Origin of the sequence: Streptomyces roseolilacinus, assembly GCF_014649335.1 — a bacterium.
In the GTDB taxonomy this organism is placed as follows: Bacteria; Actinomycetota; Actinomycetes; order Streptomycetales; family Streptomycetaceae; genus Streptomyces; species Streptomyces roseolilacinus.
On sequence record NZ_BMSV01000004.1, the window covers coordinates 166068 to 192367 of the forward strand.

At 75.6% G+C, this 26300-nt stretch carries 21 protein-coding genes; 6 read left to right on the top strand and 15 right to left on the bottom strand.

Translation table 11 applies throughout. The annotated features are described in order from the left end of the window. Nucleotides 1-30 precede the first annotated feature (30 nt). The 7 genes from IE106_RS10995 to rsmI all read right to left on the bottom strand — a co-directional run bounded on the left by IE106_RS10995 (nucleotide 31) and on the right by rsmI (nucleotide 6983). Nucleotides 31-1344 (bottom strand): acyltransferase family protein, encoded by a 1314-nt coding sequence (locus IE106_RS10995; protein WP_189532496.1) that lies wholly within the window; start codon nucleotides 1342-1344, stop codon nucleotides 31-33. Between the two features lie 53 nt (nucleotides 1345-1397). Next, complete coding sequence (locus tag IE106_RS11000) at nucleotides 1398-2291, bottom strand: 4-(cytidine 5'-diphospho)-2-C-methyl-D-erythritol kinase (RefSeq protein WP_189532497.1); 894 nt, start codon at nucleotides 2289-2291, stop codon at nucleotides 1398-1400. Next, nucleotides 2288-3145 (bottom strand): 16S rRNA (adenine(1518)-N(6)/adenine(1519)-N(6))-dimethyltransferase RsmA, encoded by an 858-nt coding sequence (gene rsmA, locus IE106_RS11005; protein WP_189532499.1) that lies wholly within the window; start codon nucleotides 3143-3145, stop codon nucleotides 2288-2290. Before rsmA ends, IE106_RS11000 begins: the two co-directional genes overlap by 4 nt. Further along, entirely contained in the window at nucleotides 3142-4440 is a 1299-nt protein-coding gene (locus IE106_RS11010) for a resuscitation-promoting factor (RefSeq protein WP_229840269.1), read from the bottom strand. The genes rsmA and IE106_RS11010 overlap by 4 nt, the downstream gene beginning before the upstream one ends. 94 nt (nucleotides 4441-4534) lie before the next feature. Then, the gene (locus IE106_RS11015; protein ID WP_189532501.1) at nucleotides 4535-5407 is read right to left on the bottom strand and encodes a TatD family hydrolase; all 873 of its coding nucleotides are present in this window, start codon (nucleotides 5405-5407) and stop codon (nucleotides 4535-4537) included. A 100-nt stretch (nucleotides 5408-5507) separates the two neighbouring features. Next, nucleotides 5508-5987 (bottom strand): hypothetical protein, encoded by a 480-nt coding sequence (locus IE106_RS11020; RefSeq protein WP_189532503.1) that lies wholly within the window; start codon nucleotides 5985-5987, stop codon nucleotides 5508-5510. Nucleotides 5988-6125: 138 nt separating this feature from the next. Then, a complete protein-coding gene (gene rsmI / locus IE106_RS11025) occupies nucleotides 6126-6983 on the bottom strand; it encodes a 16S rRNA (cytidine(1402)-2'-O)-methyltransferase (RefSeq protein WP_189532505.1) in 858 nt (285 codons plus the stop codon). 72 nt (nucleotides 6984-7055) lie between these two features. On the opposite strand from rsmI, the gene IE106_RS11030 reads away from it, so the two are divergent. From IE106_RS11030 to IE106_RS11045, 4 genes are all read left to right on the top strand, one after another. Further along, nucleotides 7056-8840 carry a dolichyl-phosphate-mannose--protein mannosyltransferase gene (locus IE106_RS11030; RefSeq protein ID WP_189532508.1) on the top strand — a complete coding sequence of 595 codons (1785 nt, stop codon included), beginning with the start codon at nucleotides 7056-7058 and terminating at the stop codon, nucleotides 8838-8840. A gap of 121 nt (nucleotides 8841-8961) precedes the next feature. Continuing rightward, the gene (locus tag IE106_RS11035) at nucleotides 8962-10590 is read left to right on the top strand and encodes a penicillin-binding transpeptidase domain-containing protein (RefSeq protein WP_189532510.1); all 1629 of its coding nucleotides are present in this window, start codon (nucleotides 8962-8964) and stop codon (nucleotides 10588-10590) included. A gap of 226 nt (nucleotides 10591-10816) precedes the next feature. Continuing rightward, nucleotides 10817-11305, top strand: a complete 489-nt coding sequence (locus IE106_RS11040) for a YbaK/EbsC family protein (RefSeq protein WP_189532512.1) — start codon at nucleotides 10817-10819, stop codon at nucleotides 11303-11305. Then, nucleotides 11302-12153: an EamA family transporter gene (locus IE106_RS11045; RefSeq protein ID WP_189532514.1), complete on the top strand. Its 852-nt coding sequence runs from the start codon at nucleotides 11302-11304 to the stop codon at nucleotides 12151-12153. Before IE106_RS11040 ends, IE106_RS11045 begins: the two co-directional genes overlap by 4 nt. A 58-nt stretch (nucleotides 12154-12211) precedes the next feature. Here the strand turns inward: IE106_RS11045 and IE106_RS11050 are convergent, their stop codons facing one another. The 6 genes from IE106_RS11050 to IE106_RS11075 form a co-directional block, all read right to left on the bottom strand. Next, the gene (locus tag IE106_RS11050; RefSeq protein WP_229840271.1) at nucleotides 12212-13945 is read right to left on the bottom strand and encodes a fibronectin type III domain-containing protein; all 1734 of its coding nucleotides are present in this window, start codon (nucleotides 13943-13945) and stop codon (nucleotides 12212-12214) included. 105 nt (nucleotides 13946-14050) lie between these two features. Further along, nucleotides 14051-14713: a class I SAM-dependent methyltransferase gene (locus tag IE106_RS11055; protein WP_189532516.1), complete on the bottom strand. Its 663-nt coding sequence runs from the start codon at nucleotides 14711-14713 to the stop codon at nucleotides 14051-14053. A gap of 273 nt (nucleotides 14714-14986) precedes the next feature. Beyond that, nucleotides 14987-16162 carry a serine hydrolase domain-containing protein gene (locus tag IE106_RS11060; RefSeq protein ID WP_189533165.1) on the bottom strand — a complete coding sequence of 392 codons (1176 nt, stop codon included), beginning with the start codon at nucleotides 16160-16162 and terminating at the stop codon, nucleotides 14987-14989. A 48-nt stretch (nucleotides 16163-16210) separates the two neighbouring features. Then, on the bottom strand, nucleotides 16211-17002 hold the full coding sequence (locus IE106_RS11065; protein ID WP_189532518.1) for an energy-coupling factor ABC transporter ATP-binding protein: 792 nt from the start codon (nucleotides 17000-17002) through the stop codon (nucleotides 16211-16213). Beyond that, the gene (gene cbiQ, locus IE106_RS11070; RefSeq protein WP_189532520.1) at nucleotides 16999-17760 is read right to left on the bottom strand and encodes a cobalt ECF transporter T component CbiQ; all 762 of its coding nucleotides are present in this window, start codon (nucleotides 17758-17760) and stop codon (nucleotides 16999-17001) included. The genes IE106_RS11065 and cbiQ overlap by 4 nt, the downstream gene beginning before the upstream one ends. 1 nt (nucleotide 17761) lies before the next feature. After that, on the bottom strand, nucleotides 17762-18817 hold the full coding sequence (locus IE106_RS11075) for an energy-coupling factor ABC transporter permease (protein WP_189532522.1): 1056 nt from the start codon (nucleotides 18815-18817) through the stop codon (nucleotides 17762-17764). Between the two features lie 308 nt (nucleotides 18818-19125). Between IE106_RS11075 and IE106_RS11080 the strand changes: the two genes are divergently transcribed. Next, a complete protein-coding gene (locus IE106_RS11080) occupies nucleotides 19126-19437 on the top strand; it encodes an SsgA family sporulation/cell division regulator (protein WP_229840273.1) in 312 nt (103 codons plus the stop codon). Between the two features lie 117 nt (nucleotides 19438-19554). On the opposite strand, the gene IE106_RS11085 is transcribed toward IE106_RS11080, so the two are convergent. Next, on the bottom strand, nucleotides 19555-21765 hold the full coding sequence (locus IE106_RS11085; protein WP_189532526.1) for an MMPL family transporter: 2211 nt from the start codon (nucleotides 21763-21765) through the stop codon (nucleotides 19555-19557). Between the two features lie 168 nt (nucleotides 21766-21933). Then, nucleotides 21934-22509: a TetR/AcrR family transcriptional regulator gene (locus IE106_RS11090; protein ID WP_189532528.1), complete on the bottom strand. Its 576-nt coding sequence runs from the start codon at nucleotides 22507-22509 to the stop codon at nucleotides 21934-21936. 156 nt (nucleotides 22510-22665) lie between these two features. On the opposite strand from IE106_RS11090, the gene IE106_RS11095 reads away from it, so the two are divergent. Next, the gene (locus tag IE106_RS11095; protein WP_189532530.1) at nucleotides 22666-26121 is read left to right on the top strand and encodes a S41 family peptidase; all 3456 of its coding nucleotides are present in this window, start codon (nucleotides 22666-22668) and stop codon (nucleotides 26119-26121) included. The last annotated feature ends 179 nt before the right edge of the window (nucleotides 26122-26300 follow it).

Sequence of the window (26300 nt, forward strand, 5' to 3'; positions counted from 1 at the left end):
CGGGGGCTGGGCCGGACGGCGGGCCGGGGGCTAGCGGCGGAGTTCGACCAGGAGCCAGCCCGCCAGGACCAGGGCCAGCGCCCCGGGGGCCGTGACGGGGACCGCCACCAGGACCGCGCTGCGTCCTTCCAGCAGTCCCCCGAAGCCCACCGTCGACAGGCCCAGGACGCCCAGCAGGCTCAGGGTGACGCCCAGCGCCGCCGGCGCCGCGGAGCGGGGCCCGGGGGCGGCGGCCCCGGCGGCCGGGCGGGCCGGGTGCTCCGCCGCGCGGAAGACCCGCACCAGCAGTCCCGTCACCGCCGCCGCCACCGCCACCCGCACCGGCAGCTGCGCCCACCACGCGCCGGACGCCGGCTCCGGCAGCGGTACGCCCAGCGCGAGCATCGCGCCGTACACGCCGAGCATCGCCGTCAGGTGCCACAGGAACGCGGTCATGGCGATCCCGTTCGCCGCGACGACCGCCCGCCAGACGCGGGCGCGGGCGGCGAGCCGGGTGCCGGGGCCGCGCAGCAGCTCCACCGCGCCGACCAGCCACACCCCGTGGCACAGCAGGGCCAGCGTCGGGGGCGCCATGTTGGACACCTCCTCGCCGGGCATGCCCACCATCGACAGCGGGTACGGCCCGAAGGCGACCAGGGCCACCGCGCCCGCCAGCCCCGCCGCGGCCAGCGCCCGCGGCACCGCCGGCGCCCCGAGGCGGCCGTCCGCGCGGAGGAAGCCCAGCTGGTGGACGGCGAGCCACACCAGCGCGAAGTTCAGGAACCCGACGTACGGCACGTCCCCGGCGAACCGCAGCGCATCCACCGCGGCCGCCCCGCCCGCCGGCGCGGCGAACGCGCCCCAGCCCCACCGTCGGTGCAGCCGCAGCAGCGGCGGGGTGAGGGCGACCATCGCCAGGTAGACGCCGACGAACCACAGCGGCTGCGCCACCAGCCGCAGCGCCGTGCCGGTCAGGCCGCCCCCGCCGCCGAGGAGGTGGACGGCGAGCGCCGCCGCGGCCCACACGGCGGCGAAGGCGACGGTCGGGCGGAGCAGCCGCCGCACCCGGCCCCGGACGAACGCGGCGTACCCGGGCCGGGACCGGTGGGACAGGGCGTGCGCGAAGCCGCCGACGAAGAAGAACACCGGCATCACCTGGAGGCCCCAGGTGGCGACCTGGAGGGCGGGCACGACGGCGAGGAGGTTGCCGACCCTCCCGTCGGCCGTCACCGCGGCCATCGTCCAGTGCCCGAGGACGACCGTCGCCAGGGACGCGACCCTCAGGAGGTCGACGTAGCGGTCCCTGCCGGCGGGCGTGTGGGCGGCGAGGTACCGCGCGCTGAGTCCCGTTCCCGTACGTGCCATGCGGGCCAGGGTGGCCTCCCGGCCGCGGGGGCCGGGAGGGTACGCGTACTCAGTTACGCGGTGAGTACCCGGGCGCCGGGCGCCGGCGAGGTGGCCGTGCGCGCCGTGCGGCACGTGCCGGACGCGACGAGCGCGGCGGCGACGGCCTCGGCGGCCTCGGCGTCCTTGACGAGGAACGCCGTGGTGGGGCCGGAGCCGGAGACGATCCCGGCGAGGGCGCCGGCGCCGGTGCCGGCGGCGAGGGTGTCGGCGAGGGACGGCCGCAGGGAGAGGGCGGCGGGCTGGAGGTCGTTGGCGAGGGCGCCGGCGAGGGCGGTGGTGTCGCCGGTGCGCAGCGCGTCGAGGAGGGCGGGCGACGCGACGGGCTCGGGGGCGTCCGGCGTCAGCCGGTCGAACTCGGCGTACACGGCGGGCGTGGACAGGCCGCCGTCGGCGACGGCGAACACCCAGTGGAAGGTGCCGCCGAGCGGGATCTCGGTGAGGCGCTCGCCGCGGCCGGTGCCCAGGGCCGCGCCTCCGACGAGGGAGAACGGCACGTCGCTGCCCAGTTCGGCGCAGATGTCGAGGAGTTCGGCGCGGCTCGCGCCCGTGCCCCACAGGGCGTCGCAGGCGAGGAGGGCGGCCGCGCCGTCCGCGCTGCCGCCGGCCATGCCGCCGGCGACGGGGATGTCCTTGGCGATGTGCAGGTGCACGTCGGGGGTGATGCCGTGGCGGGCGGCGAGGAGTTCCGCGGCGCGCGCGGCGAGGTTCGTGCGGTCCAGGGGGACCCGGTCCGCGTCGGGGCCCTCGCAGGTGACGCGGAGCGCGTCGGCGCGGGTGGCGGTCACCTCGTCGTGGAGGGAGACGGCGAGGAAGACGTTCGCCAGGTCGTGGAAGCCGTCGGGGCGGGCGGGGCCGACCGCCAGCTGGACGTTGACCTTGGCCGGGACTCGTACGGTGATGCTCACGCTCGGGCCTCCGCGATACGGGCGAACTCTTCGACGGTCAGGGACTCCCCCCGCGCCTGGGGGGACACCCCGGCCGCGAGGAGCGCGGCCTCGGCGGCGGCGGGCGATCCGGCCCAGCCGGCCAGTGCGGCGCGCAGGGTCTTGCGGCGCTGCGCGAAGGCGGCGTCGACGACGGCGAAGACCTCCCGCTTGGAGGCGGTGGTCCTCGGCGGGTCGCGGCGGACGAGGGAGACGAGGCCGGAGTCGACGTTCGGCGCGGGCCAGAAGACGTTGCGGCCGATGGCGCCCGCGCGCTTGACCTCCGCGTACCAGTTGGCCTTCACGGAGGGGACGCCGTACACCTTGTTGCCGGGGCGGGCGGCGAGCCGGTCGGCGACCTCGGCCTGGACCATGACGAGGGTGCGCTCGATGGTCGGGAAGCGGTCGAGCATGTGCAGCAGGACGGGCACCGCGACGTTGTACGGCAGGTTCGCGACGAGCGCGGTGGGCGGCGGGCCGGGCAGCTCCTGCACGTCCATGGCGTCGGAGTGGACCAGGGAGAAGCGGGTGGCCCGCTCGGGCGCGCGGGCGGTGATCGTGGCGGGCAGCGCCGCGGCGAGCGTGTCGTCGATCTCGACGGCCACGACGCGGTCGGCCGCCTCCAGCAGGGCGAGGGTGAGGGAGCCGAGTCCGGGGCCGACCTCCACGACGACGTCGTCGGGGCGCACCTCCGCGGTGCGGACGATGCGCCGGACGGTGTTGGCGTCGATGACGAAGTTCTGGCCGCGCTGCTTGGTGGGGCGTACCCCGAGGGCGGCGGCCAGTTCGCGGATGTCGGCGGGGCCGAGGAGGGCGTCGGGCTCAGTGGTGCTCACCGATACAGCCTACGGCCGCAGTGCGGCCACGGACTCGCCCCCCGTTGCACGTAGAGCTTCTTCGCCCGGTATGTCTGTTCGGCGGCGGAGGCGTCCTGGGGGCGCCCGGTGCCGCCGAGGGAGCGCCAGGTGCGGAGGTCGAACTGGTAGAGGCCGCCGTACGTGCCGGAGGGGTCGACGGCGTCGGGGCGGTTGCCGGACTCGCACCGGGCGAGGGCGTCCCAGTTCAGGCCGTCGGTGCCGGAGACGGAGGCGGGCCGCCGCCCGGTGCCGACGCGGACGATCCGGGCGACCGGCTCGCGGACCACGGTGGCGCCGGTCCTGCGGGTGTGCCGGCGGACGCCGTTGACGGTGCGGGTCTCGTACGTGATGCGGCGCAGGCCCGGCCGGCCCTGCCGGTCGACGACCTCGGTGCCCTGGTACAGGTCCGGGTCGTCGACGTGGCGCACGGCGTACGGGATGGTCTCCTCGCGGGTCTCCCGGCCGTCCCTGACGCGCAGGACGGTGACGGTCTGGCCGTCGCGGGGGAACGTGTCGGGCGGTACGGAGGTGGTGTCCTGGCCGCGGAGGGTGATCCCGGCGCGGGCGAGGGCCTCGGCGACGCTGGCGGCGTTGGTGCGGACGGTGCGCTGCCGGCCGTCCGCGAGGAAGGTCACGGCGCGTTCGGTGCGGACGGCCAGGGCGAGGCCGGTGCGGCCGATGGCGGCGGAGCGGGAGGCGGAGAGGTGGGCGCCCTCGGCGCGGACGCCGAGCTCGCGCAGGGCCTCGTCGACGGTGCGGGCGGTGGTCCACAGGTGGCGGGTGCGGCCGTCGACGTCCAGGTCGAGGGGGCGGGCCCAGCGGACGGCGACCTCGTCGCCGTCCGCCAGGGCGGTGCGGGGGGCGGGGGCGACGAGGTCGTGCGCGCCGACGGCGATGCCCTCGGCGGCGAGGAGTTCGCCGACGTCGTCGGCGAAGGTGTGCAGGGTGCGGGGGGCGCCGTCGACGCTGAGCCGGATCGCCTTGTCGTCGACGACGAAGGCGCTGGTGCCGCCGGCGAGCACGGCGACGACGAGGGCCTGCGGGACGAACCGCCGCAGCCCGTCGCCGGGGCGCGGCCCGGGGGCGGGGCGCGGTCCGGCGGCGGGGCGCGGTCCGGCGGCGGGTGCTTCGGCTGACGCTTCGACAGGCGCTTCAACAGGTGCTTCGGCGGGCGCTTCGGCGGTGGCCGCCTCCGCGGGTGCCTCGGCGGCGGACGCCCCGGCGGGGCGGTGGGGGTCGGCGGGGACGCGGTGACTGCCTCGTGAGGTCTTCACGAGGCCGGGACCCTAGCCCAGCTTTCGTCACTCTCCAAAGCCACTCGGCTACTCAGCGTCGTGTCGCCGTGTCGCGGCGCCTCCCCGCCACGGGTCAGTAGTCGAACGCCCGTGCGGTGTTCTCGGCGATCGCGGTCGCCATGGCCTCCTCCCCGACGCCCCGCACGGCCGCCATGGCGCGGACGGTGATCGGGACGAGGTACGGCGCGTTGGGCCGGCCCCGGTAGGGGGCGGGGGTGAGGAACGGCGCGTCCGTCTCGACGAGGACCAGCTCCAGGGGGGCCACGGCGAGGGCATCGCGCAGCGGCTGGGCGTTCTTGAAGGTGACGTTCCCGGCGAAGGACATGTAGTAGCCGCGCTCGGCGCAGATCCGGGCCATGTCGGCGTCGCCGGAGTAGCAGTGGAAGACGGTCCGCTCCGGGGCGCCCTCCTCGGCGAGGACGCGCAGCACGTCGTCGTGGGCCTCGCGGTCGTGGATGACGAGGGCCTTGCCGTGCCGCTTGGCGATCTCGATGTGGGCCCGGAACGAGCGCTCCTGCGCCTGCCGGCCCTCGGGTCCCGTGCGGAAGTGGTCGAGGCCCGTCTCGCCCACGGCCTTCACGTGGTCGAGGGCGGCGAGCCGGTCGATCTCCGCGAGCGCGTCGTCGAGCGCCGCGTCCCCGCCGGCCTCGCGCCCGCGTTGGCGCGGCCCCTCTCCCCCGGGGTCGCCCAGCACGATGCGCGGCGCCTCGTTGGGGTGCAGGGCGACGGCGGCGTGGACGTTCGCGTACCGGGCGGCCGTCTCCGCCGCCCAGTGCGAGCCCTTCAGGTCGCAGCCCACCTGGACGACGGTCTCCACGCCGACGAGCCCGGCCTTGGTCAGGGCCTCCTCGACCGTGCCGGACTGCATGTCGAGGTGGGTGTGGGAATCGGCCACCGCGACGGGCAGGGGCTCGGGCAGCGGCGGCGGGGCGTCCTTGGCACTCATGCCCCGATCGTACGAAAGCCCGCGCCCCGGCCCCCGCCGGCACCGGCGCCGCGGCGCCGCGGATGCCGGCGCCGCCCTCGGCGGCGTCACCCTGCCGGCGTCACCCCCGGCGGAACGGGTGCAGCAGGTGCGAGCGGTGGCGGTGGCCCGCCTCCGGCCCGTCCACCCGGGTCGCCCCGGACCGCCCGGCCTCCCGGACCGCCTCGGCGTCCACGCCCTCCGGTAGCGGCCTCCCCTCCAGCTCCTGGCCGATCGGCCCGGTCGTCGCCACCGGCACGGCCCTCCGGAAGGCCGCTCCGGGTGCGCCGGACCCCTCGGGCCGGGGCTCGCCGTGGTCGAGCACCACCGAGATCCGGCCGGAGCGCATGATCCGCACGACGTGCCGCCCGCAGTTGGGGCACGTCGGCTTCGACAGCGGCGACGGCACGCGCCGGCCCTCGCTGCGGTAGACGACGAAGTCCTGGCCGGTGACGTCGGTGTGGTGCTCGATGTCGTACGCCTGCTCCCAGCCGTAGCCACACCTCATGCAGGCGAAGGCGTACGCCTCGTGGCCGACCGGGATGCTGGAGGTCTCGCTCATGCCGGCTCCTTCCCACCGCCGCGGTGGACGCCTTCGCGGTCGGCGTGGCTCAACGGGTGAGAGCTGTGCTTTTCACGATAGCCCTTCGTCCGCTTTCGGGCGGTTCGCCCGGGAATTCTTCGCCTCGACGTTCTTCGCTCAGCTGCTCTTCGCCGCGGTGTTCTTCGCCGCGACGACGGCGTCGAACACCTCCCGCTTGGGCAGCCCCGCCTCGGCGGCGACGGCGGCGATCGCCTCCTTCCGCCGCTCCCCCGCCTCCTCCCGGACGCGGACCCGGCGCACCAGCTCGTCCGCGTCGAGGTCGGCGGGCCCCGGCTCGGGGGCGCCCTCGACGACGACGGTGATCTCGCCCCGTACGCCCTCGGCGGCCCACGCGGCCAGCTCCCCGAGGCCGCCGCGCCTGACCTCCTCGTACGTCTTGGTCAGCTCCCGGCACACGGCGGCGCGCCGGTCCGCGCCGAACACCTCGGCCATCGCGGCGAGCGTGTCGTCGAGGCGGTGCGGGGCCTCGAAGTAGACGAGCGTGCGCCGTTCCGCGGCGACCTCACGCAGCCGGGCGAGCCGCTCGCCGGCCTTGCGGGGCAGGAAGCCCTCGAAGCAGAACCGGTCGACGGGCAGGCCCGACAGGGCGAGCGCGGTGAGCACCGCGGACGGGCCGGGCACCGCGGTGACCTTGATGTCCCGCTCGACGGCGGCGGCCACCAGCCGGTAGCCGGGGTCGGAGACGGACGGCATGCCCGCGTCGGTGACCAGCAGCACCCGGGCGCCGCCCGCGAGGGCCTCGACCAGCTCCGGGGTCCGCGCGGCCTCGTTGCCCTCGAAGTACGACACGACCCGGCCGCGCGGCTGCACGCCGAGGGCCTGGGTGAGGCGGCGCAGCCGTCGGGTGTCCTCGGCGGCGACGACGTCGGCCTCCGCCAGCTCGGCGGCGAGGCGGGGCGGGGCGTCGGCGACGTCGCCGATCGGGGTACCTGCGAGTACGAGCGTTCCTGTCACGGGGCCATCCTCGCAGCCGCGCGGGCGGCACGGCCGGGCGAGTCGCGCGGACGCGTTCCCTACGATGGCGCGGTGACCAGTACTGCGCCAGAGGCCCTGCACGGACAGGACGGCCCGGGCGGGCCCGCCGCCGGCCCCCCCGGGGCACACGAGCCGCCCTCGTGGGAGCGGCGCCTGCGCCGGTTCGGGTACGTCCCGCCCGCGGTACCGGGCCTGCGGGAGCGGCTGGTACCGCCGTACGTCCGGGCGGCGCCCCGCTCGCGGGGCGGGCTCGGGCTGCCGCCGGGCCTGCTGCGCTTCCTGTCCTGGGGCGGACCGCTGCTGGTGGCGCTGGTCGCGGGCCTGCTGCGGTTCTGGGACCTGGGCTCGCCGCACGCGGTGATATTCGACGAGACGTACTACGCCAAGGACGCCTGGGCCCTGATCCACAACGGCTACGAGGGGGCGTGGCCGAAGGACGTCGACAAAACGATCCTGAAGGACCCCGGCGCGGTCCCGATCCCGGTGGACCCGGGCTACGTGGTGCACCCGCCGGTCGGCAAGTGGGTCATCGGGCTGGGCGAGTGGTGGTTCGGGTTCGACCCGTTCGGCTGGCGCTTCATGGTGGCGGTGTGCGGCACGCTGTCGGTGCTGATGCTGTGCCGGATCGGGCGGCGGCTGTTCCGGTCGACCTTCCTCGGCTGCCTGGCGGGCGGCCTGCTCGCCGTGGACGGGCTGCACTTCGTGATGAGCCGCACGGCCCTCCTCGACCAGGTGCTGATGCTCTTCGTGCTGGCCGCGTTCGGCTGCCTGCTGGCGGACCGGGACTGGGCGCGGCGGCGGCTCGCGGCGGCCCTGCCGGTCGACGCCGACGGGCTGCTGCGGCCGGACGCCCGCGTCGCGGAGACGCTGCGGCTGGGGTGGCGGCCGTGGCGGCTGGCCGCCGGTGTGGCGCTGGGCCTGGCGGCGGCGACCAAGTGGAACGGCCTGTACGTCATGGCCGCGTTCGGGCTGCTGACCGTGGCGTGGGACGTGGGCGCCCGGCGGGTCGCCGGCGCGCACCGCCCGTACGCGACGGTGCTGAAGCGGGACGTGCTGCCGGCGTTCGTGTCGACGGTGCCGGTGGCGCTGGCCGCGTACGTCGCCTCCTGGAGCGGGTGGATCCTGTCCGACAAGGGCTACTTCCGGACGTGGGCGTCGACCGGCGCGGGCCGGGACAGCTCGTGGTCGTGGCTGTTCCCCGACTGGTGGCGGAGCCTGTGGCACTACGAGTCGGAGGTGTACACGTTCCACGTCAACCTCACCTCGGGGCACACCTACGAGTCGAACCCGTGGAGCTGGATCGTCCTGGGCCGCCCCGTCTCGTACTTCTACGAGTCGCCCGCGCAGGGCCAGGACGGCTGCCCGGCGAACGCCGCGGAGAAGTGCGCGCGCGAGGTGCTGGCGATCGGGACGCCGCTGCTGTGGTGGGCGGCGTGCTTCGCGCTGTTGTACGTGCTGTGGCGCTGGTTCTTCCGCCGCGACTGGCGGGCCGGGGCGATCGCCTGCGCGGTCGCGGCCGGGTGGGCGCCGTGGTTCCTGTACCAGGAGCGGACGATCTTCCTCTTCTACGCGGTGGTGTTCGTCCCGTTCCTGTGCCTGGCGGTCACGATGATGATCGGCGCGATGCTGGGCCCGGCCGCGCCCCCGCCCGGCCCGGACGGCGCCCCGGACCCGGACGGGCGCGCCGAACGCCGGCGCACGGTCGGGGCGATCGGCGCGGGCGTCCTGGTCCTGCTCATCGTGTGGAACTTCATCTACTTCTGGCCCCTGTACACGGGCCAGACGATCCCGATGGACCAGTGGCGGGCGCGGATGTGGCTGGATACGTGGGTGTGAGGGCTCGCGGTTGATTCCGTTCGGGTAACGGGCGCCCGGGTGTTCGACCGTGCGGCATAGGGTTCCCCGGGGGATCTTGAACACGTTCAGCGGAACGTGCGAGCGGAGGGGGAACCGCGGGATGCGCAGCGGAGCGAAGGTGGCCGTCGTCGGTGGGGTGTTCGCCGTCGTCGCCGGGGGCGTCGGGTACGGGGCGTTCAACCTGTGGGAGGGGCTGACGGGCGGCACGGTCGCCACCACGTCGGCCGACGGCTCGGCGAGGAGGAGCGGCCCCGTCACGGCGGAGGAGACCGAGGCCACGGCGCGGGGCTTCCTCGCCGCGTGGGCGGAGGGCGACGTGGCCAAGGCGGCCGCGTTCACCAACGACCCGGCCGCGGCGCAGACCGCCCTGGACGTGTACCTGACGGGGACCCACGTCGGGGGCATGAAGGCGAAGGCGGGCGCGCCCAGCGGGACGACGGTGCCGTTCACGGTGAGCGCCGTCGTCTCGTACGACGGCGCCCGCGTCCCGTGGACGTACGCGTCGCGGCTCAGCGTCGTGCGGGGCCTGTCCACCGGGCAGCCGCGCGTCGACTGGTCGTCGGCCGTCCTGCACCCGGAGCTGGAGGACGGCCAGGCGCTGCGGGTGACCTCGTCCGGCGCGCCCGCCATCAAGGCCGTCGACCGCAACGGCGCCGAGCTGACGGCGGAGCGGTACCCGTCGCTCCGGCCGGTCCTGGACGAGCTGCGCAAGCGGTACGGCACCGAGGCGGGCGGCACGCCGGGCGTCGAGCTCGTCGTCACCAGTGAGGGCGACGCGGCGGACCGCACCCTGCTGACCCTGCGCAAGGGCAAGCCGGGCGAGGTCCGCACGACGCTGGACGCCGGGGTGCAGGCCGCCGCCGAGAAGGCGGTGAAGCGGTACGCCGAGTCGTCCGTGGTCGCGATCAAGCCGAGTACGGGCGAGGTACGGGCGGTCGCCAACAACCGGAAGGACGGCTGGAACGCGGCGTTCCTCGGCCGGCAGGCGCCGGGCTCCACGATGAAGATCGTCACGGCGGCGCTGCTGCTGGAGAAGGGCCTCGTGGCCGCGGACCGGGTGGCGGAGTGCCCGCCCGACGTCCGGTACTACAACCGCACGTTCCAGAACCTCGACGGCTTCTCCCTCGACGGCGCGACGTTCGAGAAGAGCTTCGCGCGCTCCTGCAACACCGCGTTCATCAAGCTCATCGACGACGTGGACGACGACGCCGCCCTCGGCAAGGAGGCGCGGGAGGTCTTCGGCATCGGCCTGGAGTGGCGGACGGGCGTGCCCTCCTCGGACGGCTCGGTGCCCGCCGAGACCCAGGAGGAGGCGGCCGCCCAGTACATCGGGCAGGGCACCGTCCAGATGAACGCCCTGAACATCGCCTCCGTCGCGGCGACCGCGAAGGCCGGCGTCTTCAAGCAGCCGATCGTCGTCCCGGCCTCCCTCGACGACCGGGAACTCGCCGAGGCGCCCCGCCGCATGGACGGCTCGACCGCCCGCCAGCTGCGCGACATGATGCGCGCGACCGCCCGCGGCCAGGGCACGGGCGCGGCGGCGATGGCCGGTGTGGGCGGCGACAAGGGCGCGAAGACCGGTTCGGCGGAGGTCGACGACCAGGGCCAGGCGAACAGCTGGTTCGCGGCGTTCGCCGACGACCTCGCCGCCGCGGCGGTGGTGCAGGCGGCCGGGCACGGCGGCGACGCGGCGGGCCCGCTGGTGGCGTCCGTGCTGAACGCCCGGTGAGCGCGGGGGCGGGCCGGGGCGGGCGGGCCGGATGCCGGTGAGCGCCGGGGCGGGGCGGGCCGGACGCCTGTGGGTGCCGGGGCGGGCTGGCCGGCTGCCGGTGACCGCCGGACCGGACGCCCGGTGACCGCCGGGCCGGGTGCTGCCCGGCGCGTCCCGGCCGTGGGGTGCCCGAGGGGCGAAAGCGCTCGCCCGCCCCGCGCGCGGGCCGCTAACGTGCGACGGCATGGACCGTACTGATTCCGTCATCCACCCCCGTTTCGCCGAAGCCCTGCGCGCGCTGGGCCTGGACGTGGAGGTCCGCCGCTACCCGGACGCCGTACGGACGGCCGCGCAGGCCGCGGCCGCGATCGGGTGCGAGCCCAGCGAGATCGTCAAGTCGCTGGTGTTCGCCGCGGACGGGGCCCCCGTCCTCGTCCTGATGGACGGGGCGTCCCGCGTGGACGTCGCCCGCGTACGGGACGAGCTGGGCGCCGCCGTCGTGGAGCGCGCCGACCCGGACCTGGTCCGCGAGACGACCGGCTACGCGATCGGCGGCGTACCGCCGTTCGGCCACCGCACCCGCACGACCGTCCTCGCCGACCGGGGGCTCCTCGACCACCCGGTCGTGTGGGCGGCGGCCGGCACCCCGCACACGGTGTTCCCGCTCGACCCGCGGAGCCTGATCGACCACGCGGGCGGCCGTCTCGTGGACGTGCGCGAGCGCACCGCGTGACCCCACTGGTCACGGCGGCGGTCCTGCTGGCCGCGCTGTGCCACGCGAGCTGGAACGCCCTCGCTCACCACCTGCGCGACCAGTTGCTGTCGTTCACGCTGATATCGGGCGGCGGGGCGCTGATCGGGGCGGCGGTGGCGCTGTTCGCGCCGGTGCCGGCGGCCGCCGCCTGGCCGTGGCTGCTGCTGTCGGCGGCGGTCCACCTCGCGTACATGGCGCTGCTGATGCTCTCGTTCCGGCTGGGCGACTTCGGGCAGGTGTACCCGGTCGCCCGGGGCACGGCGCCGCTGGTGGTGACGGGCCTGGCGGCGGTGTTCGTCGGCGAGGTCCCCGACGGGCGCCAGTCGGCGGGCGTCGCCGTGGCGAGCGCGGGCCTGCTGGGGCTCGCCCTGTGGGGGGTGCGCCGCGCCGGGCGCCGCCCCGCGTGGGGCGCCCTGTCGGCGGCGGGGGCGACGGGCCTGACGATCGCGGTGTACTCGGTGGTGGACGGCGTCGGCGTCCGCGCGTCGGGCACGCCGCTCGGGTACGTGGCGTGGCTGATGCTCGTGCAGGGCGTGGTGATCCCCGCCTACGCCGTCCACCGCCGCCGGGGCGCGCTCGCCGCCCAGCTGCGGCCGCACCTGCGGCTCGGCCTGCTGGGCGCGGTGCTGTCGGTGGGGGCGTACGGGCTGGTGCTGTGGGCGCAGACGCGGGCGCCGCTCGCCCCGATCGCGGCGCTGCGCGAGTCGTCGATCCTCGTGGGCGCGGCGATCGGGGCGGTGTTCTTCAAGGAGCGCTTCGGCGCGCCGCGCATCGCGGCGGCCGGGCTGATGGTGGTGGGCATCGGGTTGATGCTGCACGCGGGGTGAGCCGCCGGCCCCGCGGTGGCCGCCGCGCCGCCCGCACGGCGGCGCGGCGGCCCGGCCCTCACCCCTCGGCGGGGGCGCCCCGTTCGGTGACGGTGACCCAGGCGAACTCCTGGTCGGTGAGGGGGGCGCGGCTGTTGCCCCAGTCGTCGACGGCGACGACCGCGTACAGCACCGTCTCGCCGTCCGCCGTCGCCTCGTGCAGGTGGCTCGTGGCGGTCTCGTCCAGCCAGGCGATCTGGCGGATGGACCACACGCCGTCCTCGCCGCCGACGGGGCCCTCGCCCAGCCAGACGGCCCTGTAGACGTCGTACCGCTTGAGGTCCGGCTCCCGGTTGGGCTCCCACTCCAGCAGCACGCCGTCCTCCCGGGGCGTCGCGGTCAGGCCGGTGACGATTGCCGGGGGCATGCGGTCGCCCGCGGTGGTGATCGTCACGGGCACCGGGCGCGACTCGTTGCCCCCGCCGTCGACGGCGGCGACGGCGTACTCGTACGTCGTGCCGTGGCCGACGCCGACGTCCCGGAACTCGAAGGTGTACGGCTCTGTTCCGGTGTCCACGAACCAGGCGGTGCTGTCCACGAGCCGCTCCCCGTCGCGGTAGACGCGGTAGGTGGACGCGTCGCCGCTGGTGGAGCCGGTCCACCGCAGGGTGACGCTCCGGTGGGTCTCGGTGGCGGTCAGGCCGGTCGGCGGGGCGGGCGGGTGGTCGCCGCGCGTGACGGGCAGGCCGGCGGACCGGACGGAGGTGTTGCCGGACGCGTCGGTGGCGCTCACCCAGTACGTGTAACCGGCCCGTTCGGGGGCGGTCGTGTCCGTCCAGCCCGGGGACGTGACGGTGGCGACCTGGGTGACCGGCGGGGTCTCTCCGTCCTCGGGGCGCGTCTGCCGGAACACCGTGTACCTGGCCGCGCCCGCGCCGGCCGTCCACCCCAGTGTCACGCCGCCCGGTGCGTCGGTGCCGGTGAGGCCGGCCGGTGCGGGGGGCGGGGTGCGGTCGACGGTGGTGACGGTCTGGTCGGCGCTGCCCGCCGACTCGTTGCCCGCCTTGTCGACGGCGCGGACCTCGTACGCGTACGCCTCGCCGGTGGCGGGCGGGACGTTCGCGTACGAGCCGGTCGTGACGAGGGTGGTGCCGTTGACCCGCGCCCAGGTGGTGGAAGCGGAGGGGCGCCGGTACACGCGGTACCCGGCGATGTCCATCTCCTTGTTGGCGGCCCATCGCAGGGTGGCCCGGTTGGCGGTCCGGTCGTAGGTGACGGCCGTGCCCGTGGGGGCGAGCGGCCGGACCTTGTCGACGGTGGAGGTGGTGCGGGGCGCGTAGGCGAACGTGACGTTCGCCGCGCCGGTCCAGGCGACGAAGTCGACACGGATCGTGTGGCGGCCGGCCGGGATGGAGAGGTCGAGCCTGCTCCGCTGGGTGGCGGTGACGTTCCGCCAGGCGTCGATCCTGCGGACGCCGTCGACGTACACGCGGACGCCGTCCTGCGACTCGGCGGTGAAGGCGAAGGGGCCGCCGGAGCCGAAGTCGCGGGTGAGGGTCCAGCGGGCGGAGAAGTCGTCCTTGGGCAGCGTGACGCCGGCGGGGTCGCCGAGGCCGTAGTTCTCGCTGATCACGCTGTCGCAGACGGTCAGCTTCGGCGTGCCGCTCAGCGACGCGTTGGCGTAGAACTGCGCCGTCCAGGCGGGCGAGGCGCAGGAGACGGCCGCGGCGGCCGGAGTGGCGGTCGGCAGGCCGCCGGTGACGGCGAGCGCGGCCGCGGCGGCCAGCACTCCCGCCCTGGTGCGGGTGATCACAGAAGGGTCGACCTTTCAGCCCACGTCAGTAGGGGTGGCATGCGTGGGGGGCGGCGGTACGGGTGGGGCCGGTGCTTCCGCCAGAGCGCGAATGCTACCGCCGTGTCATGCACCCGCCCACGCCAGGAGGGCGTACCGCTCGTCGTCGACGGGCCGCCCCCACAGGGCGGCGTCCCCGTCGAGCGGTTCGACGCGCACCTCGCGGGCGAGCGGCGCGACGGCGCCGGCCAGCACGTCGGCGGGCACGCCCCCGCCCCAGGGCAGCGCCTCGCCGCCGGGGACGTAGGGCTCGGGCTCCCGCCCCGCCTCACCCCACCGTCCCTCGACCAGGACGAGCCGCCCGCCGCTCCGCAGCAGCCCGGCCCAGGCGCGGAGGGCGGCCTCGGGGTCGGGCAGGGTCCACACCAGGTGCCGGACCAGCACCACGTCGAACCGCCGCTCCCCCACGGGCGGCCGCGCGGCGTCCCCCACGAGGAACCGCCCCGGCAGCCCGGCCGCCACGAACTTGGCCTTCGCCCGCGCCACCATGCGGGGCGCGAGGTCGACCCCGGTGACGCGGTGGCCGTCCTCGGCGAGGAGCAGCGCGAGGGACCCCGTGCCGCACCCCGCGTCGAGCACGTCGCACGCCCCGCCCGGCGTCCACCGCCGCAGCCGCTCCCGCCAGGCGTCACGGGTGCGGGGGTCGAGGAGCCCGTGGTCGGGCTCCTCGTCGAAGGAGGCGGAGGCGGAGTCCCAGTAGGCGGTGACGGCGGTGTCGAGTCCGGTCATCGGGGCATCGTCGCACCGCCCACCGACAACGCCTCCGGCACGCGTCCCGGGCCCTCCCCCGCCGCCCGGCGGACCGGCCACCGCCGGGGAGCCGTACGGCCGTCGCGGCGCGTGCCGTGCGGTGCGGTGACGTGCGCGGGGTCGCGGAAGGGCGTACGGCCGGCCAGGCGCCGCGGCGCCCGGGACCGGGACGTACCGGGACCGGGGTGTCGGGGGCCGGGGTGTCGGGGACCGGGGCGTCGTGGGCCGGAGGCGGGGCGCCCGGCGCCGCGCTCAGCCGATCGCCTTGGCCACCGCCCGTACCAGGGCCTGGGCGCGGGGGTCGGCGGTGACGCCCTTGCGCATGCCGTTGGTGACGTAGCCCAGGGCGACGCCCGACTCCGGGTCGGCGAAGGCCAGGGAGCCGCCCCGGCCCGGGTGGCCGAAGGAGCCGGGGGCGAGGAGCGGGGAGGCCGGGCCGTGCAGCATGTAGCCGAGGCCGAAGCGGGTGCCGACCACCAGGACGCGGTCGGGGCCCGCCGACTCCTCCGTGCGGGCCAGGGCCAGGGTCGCCGGGGCGAACAGCCGGTGGCCGTCCACGGGGCCGAGGAGCGCCGCGTAGAAGCGGGCCAGGGCGCGGGCCGTGGCGATGCCGCCCGAGCCGGGCAGGCCCGCCGCGCGGTACTCGGGCGCGTTCTCGTCCGGCGCCGGGTCGATCACCGCGAAGGCCCGCCGCGTCAGCGACCCCGGGTCCTGGTACGCCTCCGCCACCGACCGCTTCGGGCGCAGCACGAGGCCGCCCGACGCCGCGGCGGGCGGCTCGTCGAGCCGGCCCACGCGGCCGACGCGGCGCGCCTCGTCGTCGGGCAGGCCCAGCCACAGGTCGAGGCCGAGCGGGCGGGCCACCTCCTCCGCGACCCACCGTCCGATGGACCGGCCCGTGACGCGCTGCACCAGGCCGGCGAGGAGCCAGCTGTAGGTGTGCGCGTGGTAGCCGTGGTCGGTGCCGGGCTCCCAGACCGGGGCCTGGGCCGCGACCGCCGCCGTCGCCCGCTCGAAGCGGCCCCCCGCGTCCAGCGCCTCGTCCGGCGTCAGGGGCGCGTCCAGCACCGGGACGCCCGCCCGGTGCGCCAGCAGGTGCCGTACGAGCGTGCGCTCCTTGCCCGCCGCCTTGTACTCCGGCCAGTACGTGCCGACCGGCGCGTCCAGGTCGAGTTGGCCGCGCTGGTGCAGCAGCAGCGGCACGGCGGCCGCGACGCCCTTCGTGACGGACCGCACCACCTGGGCGGTGTCCACCGCCCACGGCGCGTCGCCGTCGACGTCCCGCGTGCCGGCCCACAGGTCGACGACCTTCCGGCCGTCCCGGTACACGGCGACCGCCGCTCCCCGCTCCCCGCGCTGCTCGAAGTTGCGCGTGAACGCGTCCTTCACCGGCTCGAAGCCGGGGTCCACGGTGCCCTGGACGTCCACCTCTGCACGCACTTTCTCTCGGGGTCGCTCACCCCATGGTGCAACGGCTCAGTGGCCGCCCGGATTCCGGGTCGGCCTCGCGGTCGGGTCGAAGCCGAACGGCAGCTCCAGGCGGTGCCGGCGCATCAGCTCCTCGTCGGCGAGCAGTTCGCCGGTCGGGGCGTCCGCCGCGATGACGCCCTCGCTGAGGATCACCGAGCGGGGGCACAGCTCCATCGCGTACGGCAGGTCGTGCGTGACCATCAGGACGGTGACGTTCAACGAGCGCAGGACGTCGGCCAGTTCGCGGCGGGAGGCCGGGTCCAGGTTGGACGACGGCTCGTCGAGGACGAGGATCTCCGGTTCCATCGCGAGGACCGTGGCGACCGCGACCCTGCGCCGCTGCCCGAACGACAGGTGGTGCGGGGGCCGGTCCGCGTACGCGGCCATGCCGACCCGTTCCAGGGCCCGCCGCACCACGGCGTCCAGTTCGGCGCCGCGCAGGCCGGCCGCGGCCGGGCCGAACGCCACGTCCTCCCGGACGGTCGGCATGAACAACTGGTCGTCGGGGTCCTGGAAGACGATGCCGACCCGGCGGCGGATCTCCGCCAGGTTCGCCGGCCCGACCGGCAGGCCCGCCACCGCGACCGTGCCCGCCCCGGCCGTGAGGATGCCGTTCAGGTGGAGGACGAGGGTCGTCTTGCCGGCGCCGTTGGGTCCGAGCAGGGCGACCCGCTCGCCGCGCTCCACGGTCAGGTCCACGCCGAACAGCGCCTGGTGCCCGTCCGGGTAGGCGTAGGCCAGGCCCCGGACCTCCAGCGACGGGAGGAAGGACAGGGACGGGGGCGGTGGTGTCGTCATAGCGTCCATCCCAGCAGACACACGGCGAGCGCCGTCAGCGGGAGGGCCGCCGCCCGCCGCCACTGCGCACCCGTCGCCGTCACCTCGTCGATCACCGGCATGGTCCCGGTGTAGCCGCGGCTGACCATCGCCAGGTGGACGCGTTCGCCGCGCTCGTAGGAGCGGATGAACAGGGCGCCCGCCGACTTGGCGAGGACGCCCCAGTGGCGCACGCCCCGCGCCTCGAAGCCGCGTGAGCGGCGGGCGACGGACATGCGGCGCATCTCGTCGGTGATCACGTCCCCGTACCGGACCATGAAGGAGGCGATCTGGACGAGCGTCGGGGGCAGTCCCAGCCGCTGGAGGCCGAGCAGCAGTTCCCGCAGCTCCGTCGTCGCCGCGAGCAGCACGGACGCGCCGACGCCGAGCGTGCCCTTGGCCAGGACGTTCCACGCGTCCCACAGGCCGGGGACGGAGACGGTGACCCCCAGCAGGTCGGTGGTCTCCCCCGGCACGACGAACGGCATCAGGAACGCGAAGGCGACGAACGGGACCTCGACGGTGAGCCGCTTCAGCAGGTACGCCGCCGGTATCCGGGCGGTCAGCGCCACCGCCGCGAGCAGCAGCGCGTACGCGCCGAACGCCCACATCGCCTCGCGGGGCGTGGACACGACGGCCACGACGAAGCCGAGGACGGCGACGAGCTTGGTGTGCGCGGGCAGGGCGTGGACCGGCGAGTGCCCGTGCCGGTAGAGCTTGTGGGCGTGGCCGGCGCCCACCTCAGACGGTTTCCCTCGGGCGGGCGGTCCCGGTCGCGGTGGGGGTACGGCGTCGGCGCGTCACCCAGAACACGCCCGTGCCGAGCGCGAGCGTCGCGCCGACGCCGATGGTGCCCGCCAGCCCCCCGGACAGGCGGGCGTCCTGGACGTCCCTCACGCCGTAGTCGGCGAGCGGGGAGTCCGCCGCGGCGTGCTCCCGCACCTCCCGGTCGAGGCCGTGGTCGGCGGCGACCCGCTCCAGGCCGTCGGGGCTCGCGGAGGCGTAGAAGGACACGAATCCGGCCAGCAGGACGGACACGGCGAGGCCGGCCGCCCACACCCCGCGCGTGCCGGCGGAGGCCGGGGCGGGGCGCGGGGCGGGCGCCGCGTCGACCAGTTCGCCGCCGACCCGGAGCTTCAGCGGCACGGACAGGCCGCGCGCGCCGTACACGAGGTCGGGGCGCACGGCGAGGACCGCGCCGACCGTCGCCGTCGTGATGACGGCCTCGCCGAGGCCGATCAGCAGGTGCACGCCGAGCATGGCGGCGAGGACCTTGCCGACGGGCACGTCGGTGGTGCCGCCGACCGCGTGGACCAGCGTGAAGGCCGCCGCCGACGCCGGTACGGAGACGAACGCCGCCGCGAACGTGGCGGCGGTCACCGAGCGGCGGGTGCGCGGCAGCACCTTCACCAGGGCGCGGAACAGCCCGTACGCGACGAGGACCGTGACCCCGCCCATGACCGTGACGTTGACGCCGAGTGCGGTGAGCCCGCCGTCCGCGAACAGCACGCCCTGCATGAGCAGGACGACGGCGATGCACAGCATGCCCGTCCACGGACCGACGAGTATCGCGGCGAGCGCGCCGCCCAGCAGGTGGCCGCTGGTGCCGCCGGCGACCGGGAAGTTCAGCATCTGCACGGCGAAGACGAACGCGGCGACCAGGCCCGCCAGCGGTGCCGTGCGCTCCTCCCCCAGCTCGCGGCGGGCGCCGCGCAGGCCCGCCGCGACGGCGCCCGCGGCGACGAGGCCGGCGGCCGCGGACACGGGTGCGTTGATGAATCCGTCGGGCACATGCATGGAGGGACCGCTTTCGGACGTTCGACGGTATCCGGCCGTTCGATGATGACCGCTCCTGCAAACACCTTGCAAGAGCGAGTGGGGTACGAAAAGCGGTCCCGGGCGCGGCCGGCGGATGGGTGGGACATTGGGGGGTAGGCGAAACGAGCAGGTGACGGCGAGCAGAGGAGCCGGTGATGTGCCCCGCCGACGCACACCCCGAAGAGGCCCGCCCGGGCGGTGGGTCCCGTTCCGACGACTCCCGCGCGGCCGTGGGGGCCGCGGGCCCCGCGCGGTCCGGGCGCCTGGTGGAGGTGCGGGCCCGGGGCATGGTCGTGACGGACGGGCCGCTGTCCCGGCCGGTGCCGGTGGCGCTGCGCTACGACCCCGGGGCGGAGCCGGGGGCCGTGCGGTTCGTGCTGCCCGGCGGCAGCTGGACGTGTCCGCGCACGCTGCTGGAGACGGGGCTGCGGGCGCCCGCGCACGACGGGGACGTCGACGTGTGGCCGTGCGGGCGGGTGCAGACGGTGGTCGAGTTCCACTCGCCGGAGGGCACCTCCGTCGTCCAGTTCGACTCGTCGGCGCTGCGCGGCTTCCTGCGCCGTACGTACACCGCCGCCACCGCGCCGGTCACGCGCTGATCGCGCGCGCCGGCGGGATGGCGGCGGAGGGCCGGGCGGGGGCCGGGCGTCACCCGGGCGGCGTACCGGCGCGGTGCGCCTTCCGTCCGCCGCCCGAGGGACCCCGGACCGGGGGTGTCACACCCGTACGAGCTCCCGCTCCTGGTCGGCGTCCGGGTCGCCGGGGCGGCCGGTGTGGTCGGCGAGTTCCTTGCGCAGGCCCTCGCCCTCGACGTCGACGTTCGGCAGGACGCGGTCCAGCCAGCGCGGGAGCCACCAGGCCCGGTGGCCGAGCAGGGCGAGGACGGCCGGGACGACGGCCATGCGGACGACGAACGCGTCGAACAGGACGGCCGTGGCGAGGCCGAAGCCGATCATCTTCACCATCTGCTCGCTGGAGCCGATGAAGCCCGCGAAGACGGCGATCATGATGACGGCGGCGGCGGTGACGACGCGGGCGCCGTGGCGGAAGCCGGTGACGATCGCCTCGCCGGGCCGCTCGCCGTGGACGTACGCCTCACGCATGCGGGTGACGAGGAAGACCTCGTAGTCCATGGCGAGGCCGAAGACGACGCCCACCATGAAGATCGGCATCATGCTCATGATCGGGCCGGTCTGCTCCACGCCGAAGACCGAGCCGAGCCAGCCCCACTGGAAGACCGCGACGACGGCGCCGAGGGCGGCGACCACCGACAGGAGGAAGCCGAGGGCGGCCTTGAGCGGCACGAGCACGGACCGGAAGACGACCATCAGCAGCAGGAAGGCGAGGCCGACGACGAGCGCCAGGTAGGGCAGCAGCGCGTCGTTCATCTTCTGCGAGAAGTCGATGTTCATCGCGGTCTGGCCGGTGACGAGGACGTCGTCGCCGGTCGTGTCGCGGATGTCGTGGACGAGGTCCTCGGTGGCCTTGGAGGACGGACGGTCCTTCGGCACCACGGTGATCATGGCCGTGTCGCCGGCCTTGTTCGGGGTGGGCGGGGTGACGGCGGCGACGCCGTCGAGGCCCTTGATCGTGTCGGCGGCCCGGGCGGCGGCCTCCTTGTCGCCGTCCACGACGACCATCAGCGGGCCGTTGGAGCCGGGGCCGAAGCCGTCGGAGAGCAGGTCGTACGCGCGGCGCTGGGTGGTGGAGGTCGGCTGGGCGCCGTCGTCGGGCAGGCCCATCTCCAGGGAGGCGGCCGGCACGGCGAGCGCGCCGAGGCCGACGACGCCGACGAGCAGGACGGCGACGGGGCGGCGCAGGACGAAGCGGGCCCAGCGGGTTCCGGCGTTCGGCGCGGCCCCGTCGGCGTCGCCGTGCCCGGCGGCCTCGCGGGCGGCGAGTTCCTTGCGGGCCTTGCGGCCGAGGACGCGCCCGCCCGCGTAGCCGAGGAGCGCCGGGATGAGGGTGAGCGCGATCAGCACGGCGACGGCGACCGTGCCGGCGGCGGCGACGCCCATCTTCGTCAGCATCGGGATGTTGACGACGGCGAGGCCGACCAGGGCGATGACGACGGTCAGACCGGCGAAGACGACGGCCGAGCCGGCCGTGCCGACCGCGCGGCCGGCGGCTTCCTCGCGGTCGTGGCCCTCGGCCAGTTCGGCGCGGTAGCGGGAGACGATGAACAGGGCGTAGTCGATGCCGACGGCGAGGCCGATCATCGTGGCCAGGGTGCCGGTGGTGGAGCCGAGGTCCAGCGCGTCGGCGAGGGCGGTGATCGACGAGACTCCGATGCCGACGCCGATGATCGCGGTGAGCAGCGGCAGGCCGGCGGCTATGAGCGAGCCGAAGGTGATGACGAGGACGATGCCGGCGACGACGACGCCGATGATCTCGCCCGTGCCGGTCTCCGGCATCGCCTGGAGGGCGTCGCCGCCGATCTCGACGGTCAGTCCGCTCTTCTGCGCCTCGGTGCCGGTCTCCGTCAGCGCGTCGCGCGTGGCGTCGGTCAGCTCCATGCCGTTGGCCTCGTACGTGACATGGATGTACGCGGTGGTGCCGTCGCGTGAGACGGCCTGCGCGGCGTACGGGTCGGTGACGTCGGCGACCTGGTCGGAGCCCGCGCGGAGGTCCGCGACGGCCTTGTCGACGCGGGCCTTGTTCGCCGGGTCGGTCATCTTCTGCCCGTCGGGCGCCTTGAAGACGACGCGCGCGGTGGCGCCGTCGGCGCTACCGCCGGGGAATCGTTCCTCCAGCAGGTCGAAGGCCTTCTGGGCCTCCGTACCGGGCATGGAGAAGGAGCTGGAGGTGGCTGCCGGCGCGGACGCGGCGCCCACTCCGGCGAGGGCCAGCAGCGCGACCCACAGGAGGGTCACGACGTGGCGGCGCCGGAAGGCGAACCGGCCGAGTTTGTAGAGGAACGTGGCCACTGGGGCGTACTCCCGTGATGAGTGGACAGGGCAGGACGTTTGGGGAGTCGGCCCGACAGCGTGAGCGGTACGTGTCAGGTGCTGCGGTCCCGGGCGCGGCGCGCTTCCGGCATGGGGAGTGCCGGGGCCGGCCGGCCCGGGTGGTCCGCCCCGGCGGGGCGGGACGGGTCAGGGGGCGCCGAGGGCGGGGAGCACCACGGCGTCCACGTAGGTGGTGAGGTACGCCTGGTCGACCGGCCGGTCCTCGATGAGGGGGCGGGCGACGACGGCGCCGATCATCATGTGCGGGACCAGGCCGAGCGCCGGGTTGTCGGCGGCGATCTCGCCCCGCTCCACGGCGCGGCGCAGGACCTGGTCGAGCCCGGTCATCTCGGGTTCGAACAGCAGCTCGCGCAGCGCCTGGTGGAGTTCGGGGTTCTCGCTGACGGCATGGGCGAGGCCCCGCATCATCGCGGAGTCCTTCTCCATGCGGCAGTCGTCGGAACGCCCGATCATCTCGTGGAAGTCGCCCCGGAGCGAGCCGGTGTCGATCTCCGCGATCCGTACGGGCTTGTGGTGCCGCAGCGACTGGGCGACCAGCTCGGGCTTGCTCCCCCACTGGCGGTAGAGGGTCGCCTTGCTGGAGCGCGTGCGGGTGGCGACGGCGTCCATGGTGAGCCCGTCGTAGCCGACCTCCCCGAGGAGGTCGATGACGGTCTCGTACAGCTCCGACTCGCGTTCCGGGGTGAGTCTGCTGCGGGCCATGGGCGCTTCCATCCGAACGAAACGGTTTCGTACACCTCCACCCTAGGCCGCCCGGAGAGCGAAACGAAACCGTTTCGTACGTGTCCTGCGTCACGAACACCGGCCCGATCCGCCGGTCGAGTTGCCGTGCTCCCGCGGCGCGGAAAGCATGAACCTGTGAGCAGCGACGGCGCGTACCTCAGGTATCCCCACGTCCACGACGATCTGCTGTGCTTCGCGGCCGAGGACGATCTGTGGATCGCCCCGCTCGTCGCCGAGGGCGGGTCCCCCGGCCGCGCCTGGCGGCTCACCGTCGACCGGACGAGAGTCGGGCACCCCCGCTTCTCGCCGGACGGGCGGCACGTCGCGTACACGAGCTGGCGCAGCCTCGACCCGGAGATCCACCTCGTGCCGGTCGACGGCGGCCCGGCGCGGCGGTTGTCGTACTGGGGGTCGCTGGACACCCGCGTGTGCGGCTGGGACCCCGACGGCAACATCCTGGCCGTCGCGTCGCACGGGCAGCCGTTCTCGCACTTCTCGTGGGCGTACAAGGTGTCCGTCGACGGCAGTCCGGGCCGCCGCCTGCCGTGGGGGCCGTGCGCCGACATCCAGGTCGCCGACGTCGACGGGGAGCACCGCACGCTGCTGCTGACCGGGAAGCCGCCGCACGAGCCGGCCGCCTGGAAGCGGTACCGGGGCGGGGCGACCGGGCGGCTGTGGCTGCACGGCGAGCGGCTGCTGCCGGACCTCGGGGGCCACCTGGACTGCGCGATGTTCGTGGCCGGCCGGATCGCGTTCCTCTCCGACCACGAGGGCGTCGGCAACCTGTACTCGTGCCGGCCCGACGGCTCCGACCTGCGGCGCCACACCGACCACGACGCGTTCTACGCCCGGCACGCCTCCTCCGACGGGCGCCGGGTCGTCTACCAGTGCGCGGGCGACCTGTGGATGGTGGACTCCCTGGCCCCCGACGCGCGGCCGCGGAGGCTCGCGGTACGGCTCGGCGGGCCGCGCGCCGGACGGCGCACGTACCAGGTGCCGGCCGCCCAGCACCTGCAGTCGGTGTCCGTCGACGAGACCGGCCGGGCCAGCGCCGTCTGCGTGCGCGGCAGCCTGTACTGGCTCACGCACCGCGACGGGCCGGCCCGGTCGATCGCCGACACCCCGGGCGTGCGGGTCCGGCTGCCGGAGATGCTGGACGGCGGGCGCGTCGCGTACGTGACGGACGCGGAGGGCGAGGACGCCGTCGAGGTCGCGTACCTGCCGCGCGCCAGCGGCCAGCGGGAGCCGCGCCGGCTCGCCGCGGGGCGGCTGGGGCGCGTGCTGGAGATGGTCTCCGATCCGGACGGGGAACGGCTCGCCATCGCCTCGCACGACGGGCGGCTGCTGCTGCTGGACGTGTCGGAGGAGACGGTGGAGGCGGCGGGGACGGCGGAGCCGGCGGGGGGCGACGGGGACGGGGTGCGGACCGGGCGCCTGAGGCGGCTCACGGACCCGGCGGCACCGGAGGGCCCGGCGGGGGCCGCGGCGGACGCCTCGGCCCCGGCCGGTGCGGCGGGCACGGCGGCCCCGGCCGGTCCGGCGGACACCGCGGCCCCGGCCGGCCCGGCGGCCCCCGCCGGTGTGGTGACGGAGCTGATCCGCTCGGAGAACGGCCCCGTGCGCGACCTGGCGTTCTCGCCGGACGGGGCGTGGCTGACCTGGTCGCACCCGTTCATCGGCCGGTCGCTGCGGCAGATCAAGATGGCCCGCATCAAGGACCGGCTGGTCGTCGACGTGACGAACGGCCGCTTCGAGGACGAGAGCCCGGTGTTCACGCGGGACGGCCGCTACCTGGCCTTCCTGTCCTGGCGCGGCTTCGACCCGGTGTACGACGTGCACACCGGCGATCTGTCGTTCCCGCTGGGCTGCCGCCCGTACCTGGTACCGCTGGCGTCGACGACGCCGTCGCCGTTCGCGCTCTCCCCGGAGGGGCGCCCGGCGGCGGGCGGGCTGGACCCGGGCGAGGAGGAGCAGGCCGGCGACGGGACCGTGCTGGTCGAGGTGGAGGGGCTGGAGAGCCGGGTGACGCCGTTCCCGGTCGCCGCGTCGAAGTACTCGTCGCTGCACCCGGTGAGCGGCGGCGGACTGGTGTGGCTGCGCTGGCCCATCTCGGGCGCGCTGGGCGAGACGTTCGTCAACCCGTCGGACCCCTCGGAGCGGCCGACGCTGGAGCACTTCAACCTGACCAAGGCCCGCAAGACGGAACTGGTCGCGCACCTGGACTGGTTCGCGGTGAGCGGCGACGGGACGCGGCTGGTCGTGGTCGACGAGGGCGACCTGCGGGCCGTCCCCGCGAACGAGACGGGCGACCCCGACACGACCGTGTACGTGGACGCCCGGCGCATCCGGCACGAGGTGGACCCGGGCGCCGAGTGGCGGCAGGCGTACGACGAGGCGGGCCGCATCACGCGGGCCCTGTTCTGGGAGCCGGACATGGCCGGCATCGACTGGTCGGGCGTCCTGGACCAGTACCGGCCGCTCGTCGAACGGGTCGCGTCGCCCGACGAGTTCGCCGACCTGCTGCGGGAGGTCCTCGGCGAGCTGGGCACCTCCCACGCGTACGTCACGCCCTCGCGGCGCAACGAGGGCCCGCCGCACTACCAGCGCGCGATGGGGCTGCTCGGTGCGAACCTGGTGTGCAGGGACGGGAAGTGGGTCGTCAAGCGGATCCTGCCGGGCGACTCGTCGGACTCCAAGGCGCGTTCGCCACTGGCCGGCACGGGCATCCGGGAGGGCGCGGTCCTCACGCACGTGGACGGGCGGCCGGTGGATCCGGTGACGGGGCCGTACCCGCTGCTCTCGGCGGCGGGCGGGACGACGGTGGAACTGACGTTCGGCCCGGCGGACGGCGAGGCGGGCCGGCCGCGGCGCGTGGCGGTCGTGCCGCTGGTCGACGAGCGGCCGCTGCGGTACCAGGACTGGGTGGCCAAGCGCCGCGAGGTCGTACGGGAGTTGAGCGACGGCCGGTGCGGGTACCTGCACATCCCCGACATGGGCGGCTCCGGGTGGGCGCAGTTCAACCGGGACCTGCGGCTGGAGGTGTCGCGGCCGGCGCTCATCGTGGACGTGCGCGGCAACGCGGGCGGGCACATCAGCGAGCTGGTCGTCGAGAAGCTGACGCGCCGGATCCTGGGCTGGGACCTCACGCGGAACGCCCAGCCGGTGTCGTACGCGTCGAACTCGCCGCGCGGGCCGGTCGTCGCGCTGGCGGACGAGGCCACGTCGTCGGACGGCGACATGATCACGGCGGTGTTCAAGCTCCAGGGCCTCGGCCCGGTCGTCGGGCAGCGCACCTGGGGCGGCGTGGTCGGCATGACGGGCCGCCACCGGCTGGGCGACGGCACGGTGATCACCGTGCCGATGAACGCGGCCTGGTTCGAGGCGTACGGGTGGGGGGTGGAGAACCACGGCGTCGAGCCGGACATCGAGATCGAACGCACCCCGCTGGACTGGGCGGAGGGCCGCCACCGGCAGCTCGCGGACGCGGTGGACCTGGCGCTGGAGCTCCTGAAGAAGAACCCGCCGTCCAGCCCCCCGGACTACTCGGCCACCCCGAACCTCTCCCGTCCCCCGCTGCCGCCCCGCCCCTGAACGGGAGAGCGGCGGCGCGTCCGCCCGGGCCCGGCCGTGCCCGGCCGCGTCCGGGGTACGGCCCGGACCGGGTACGGGAGCCACGGCCCGGACCGGGTACGCCGGTGGTCCGGGCGCTCCCGGGCCGAACCGCCCCGTCGTGACGGGCGGCCCCCGCCGTGGCCCCTCGGCGGCGGCGA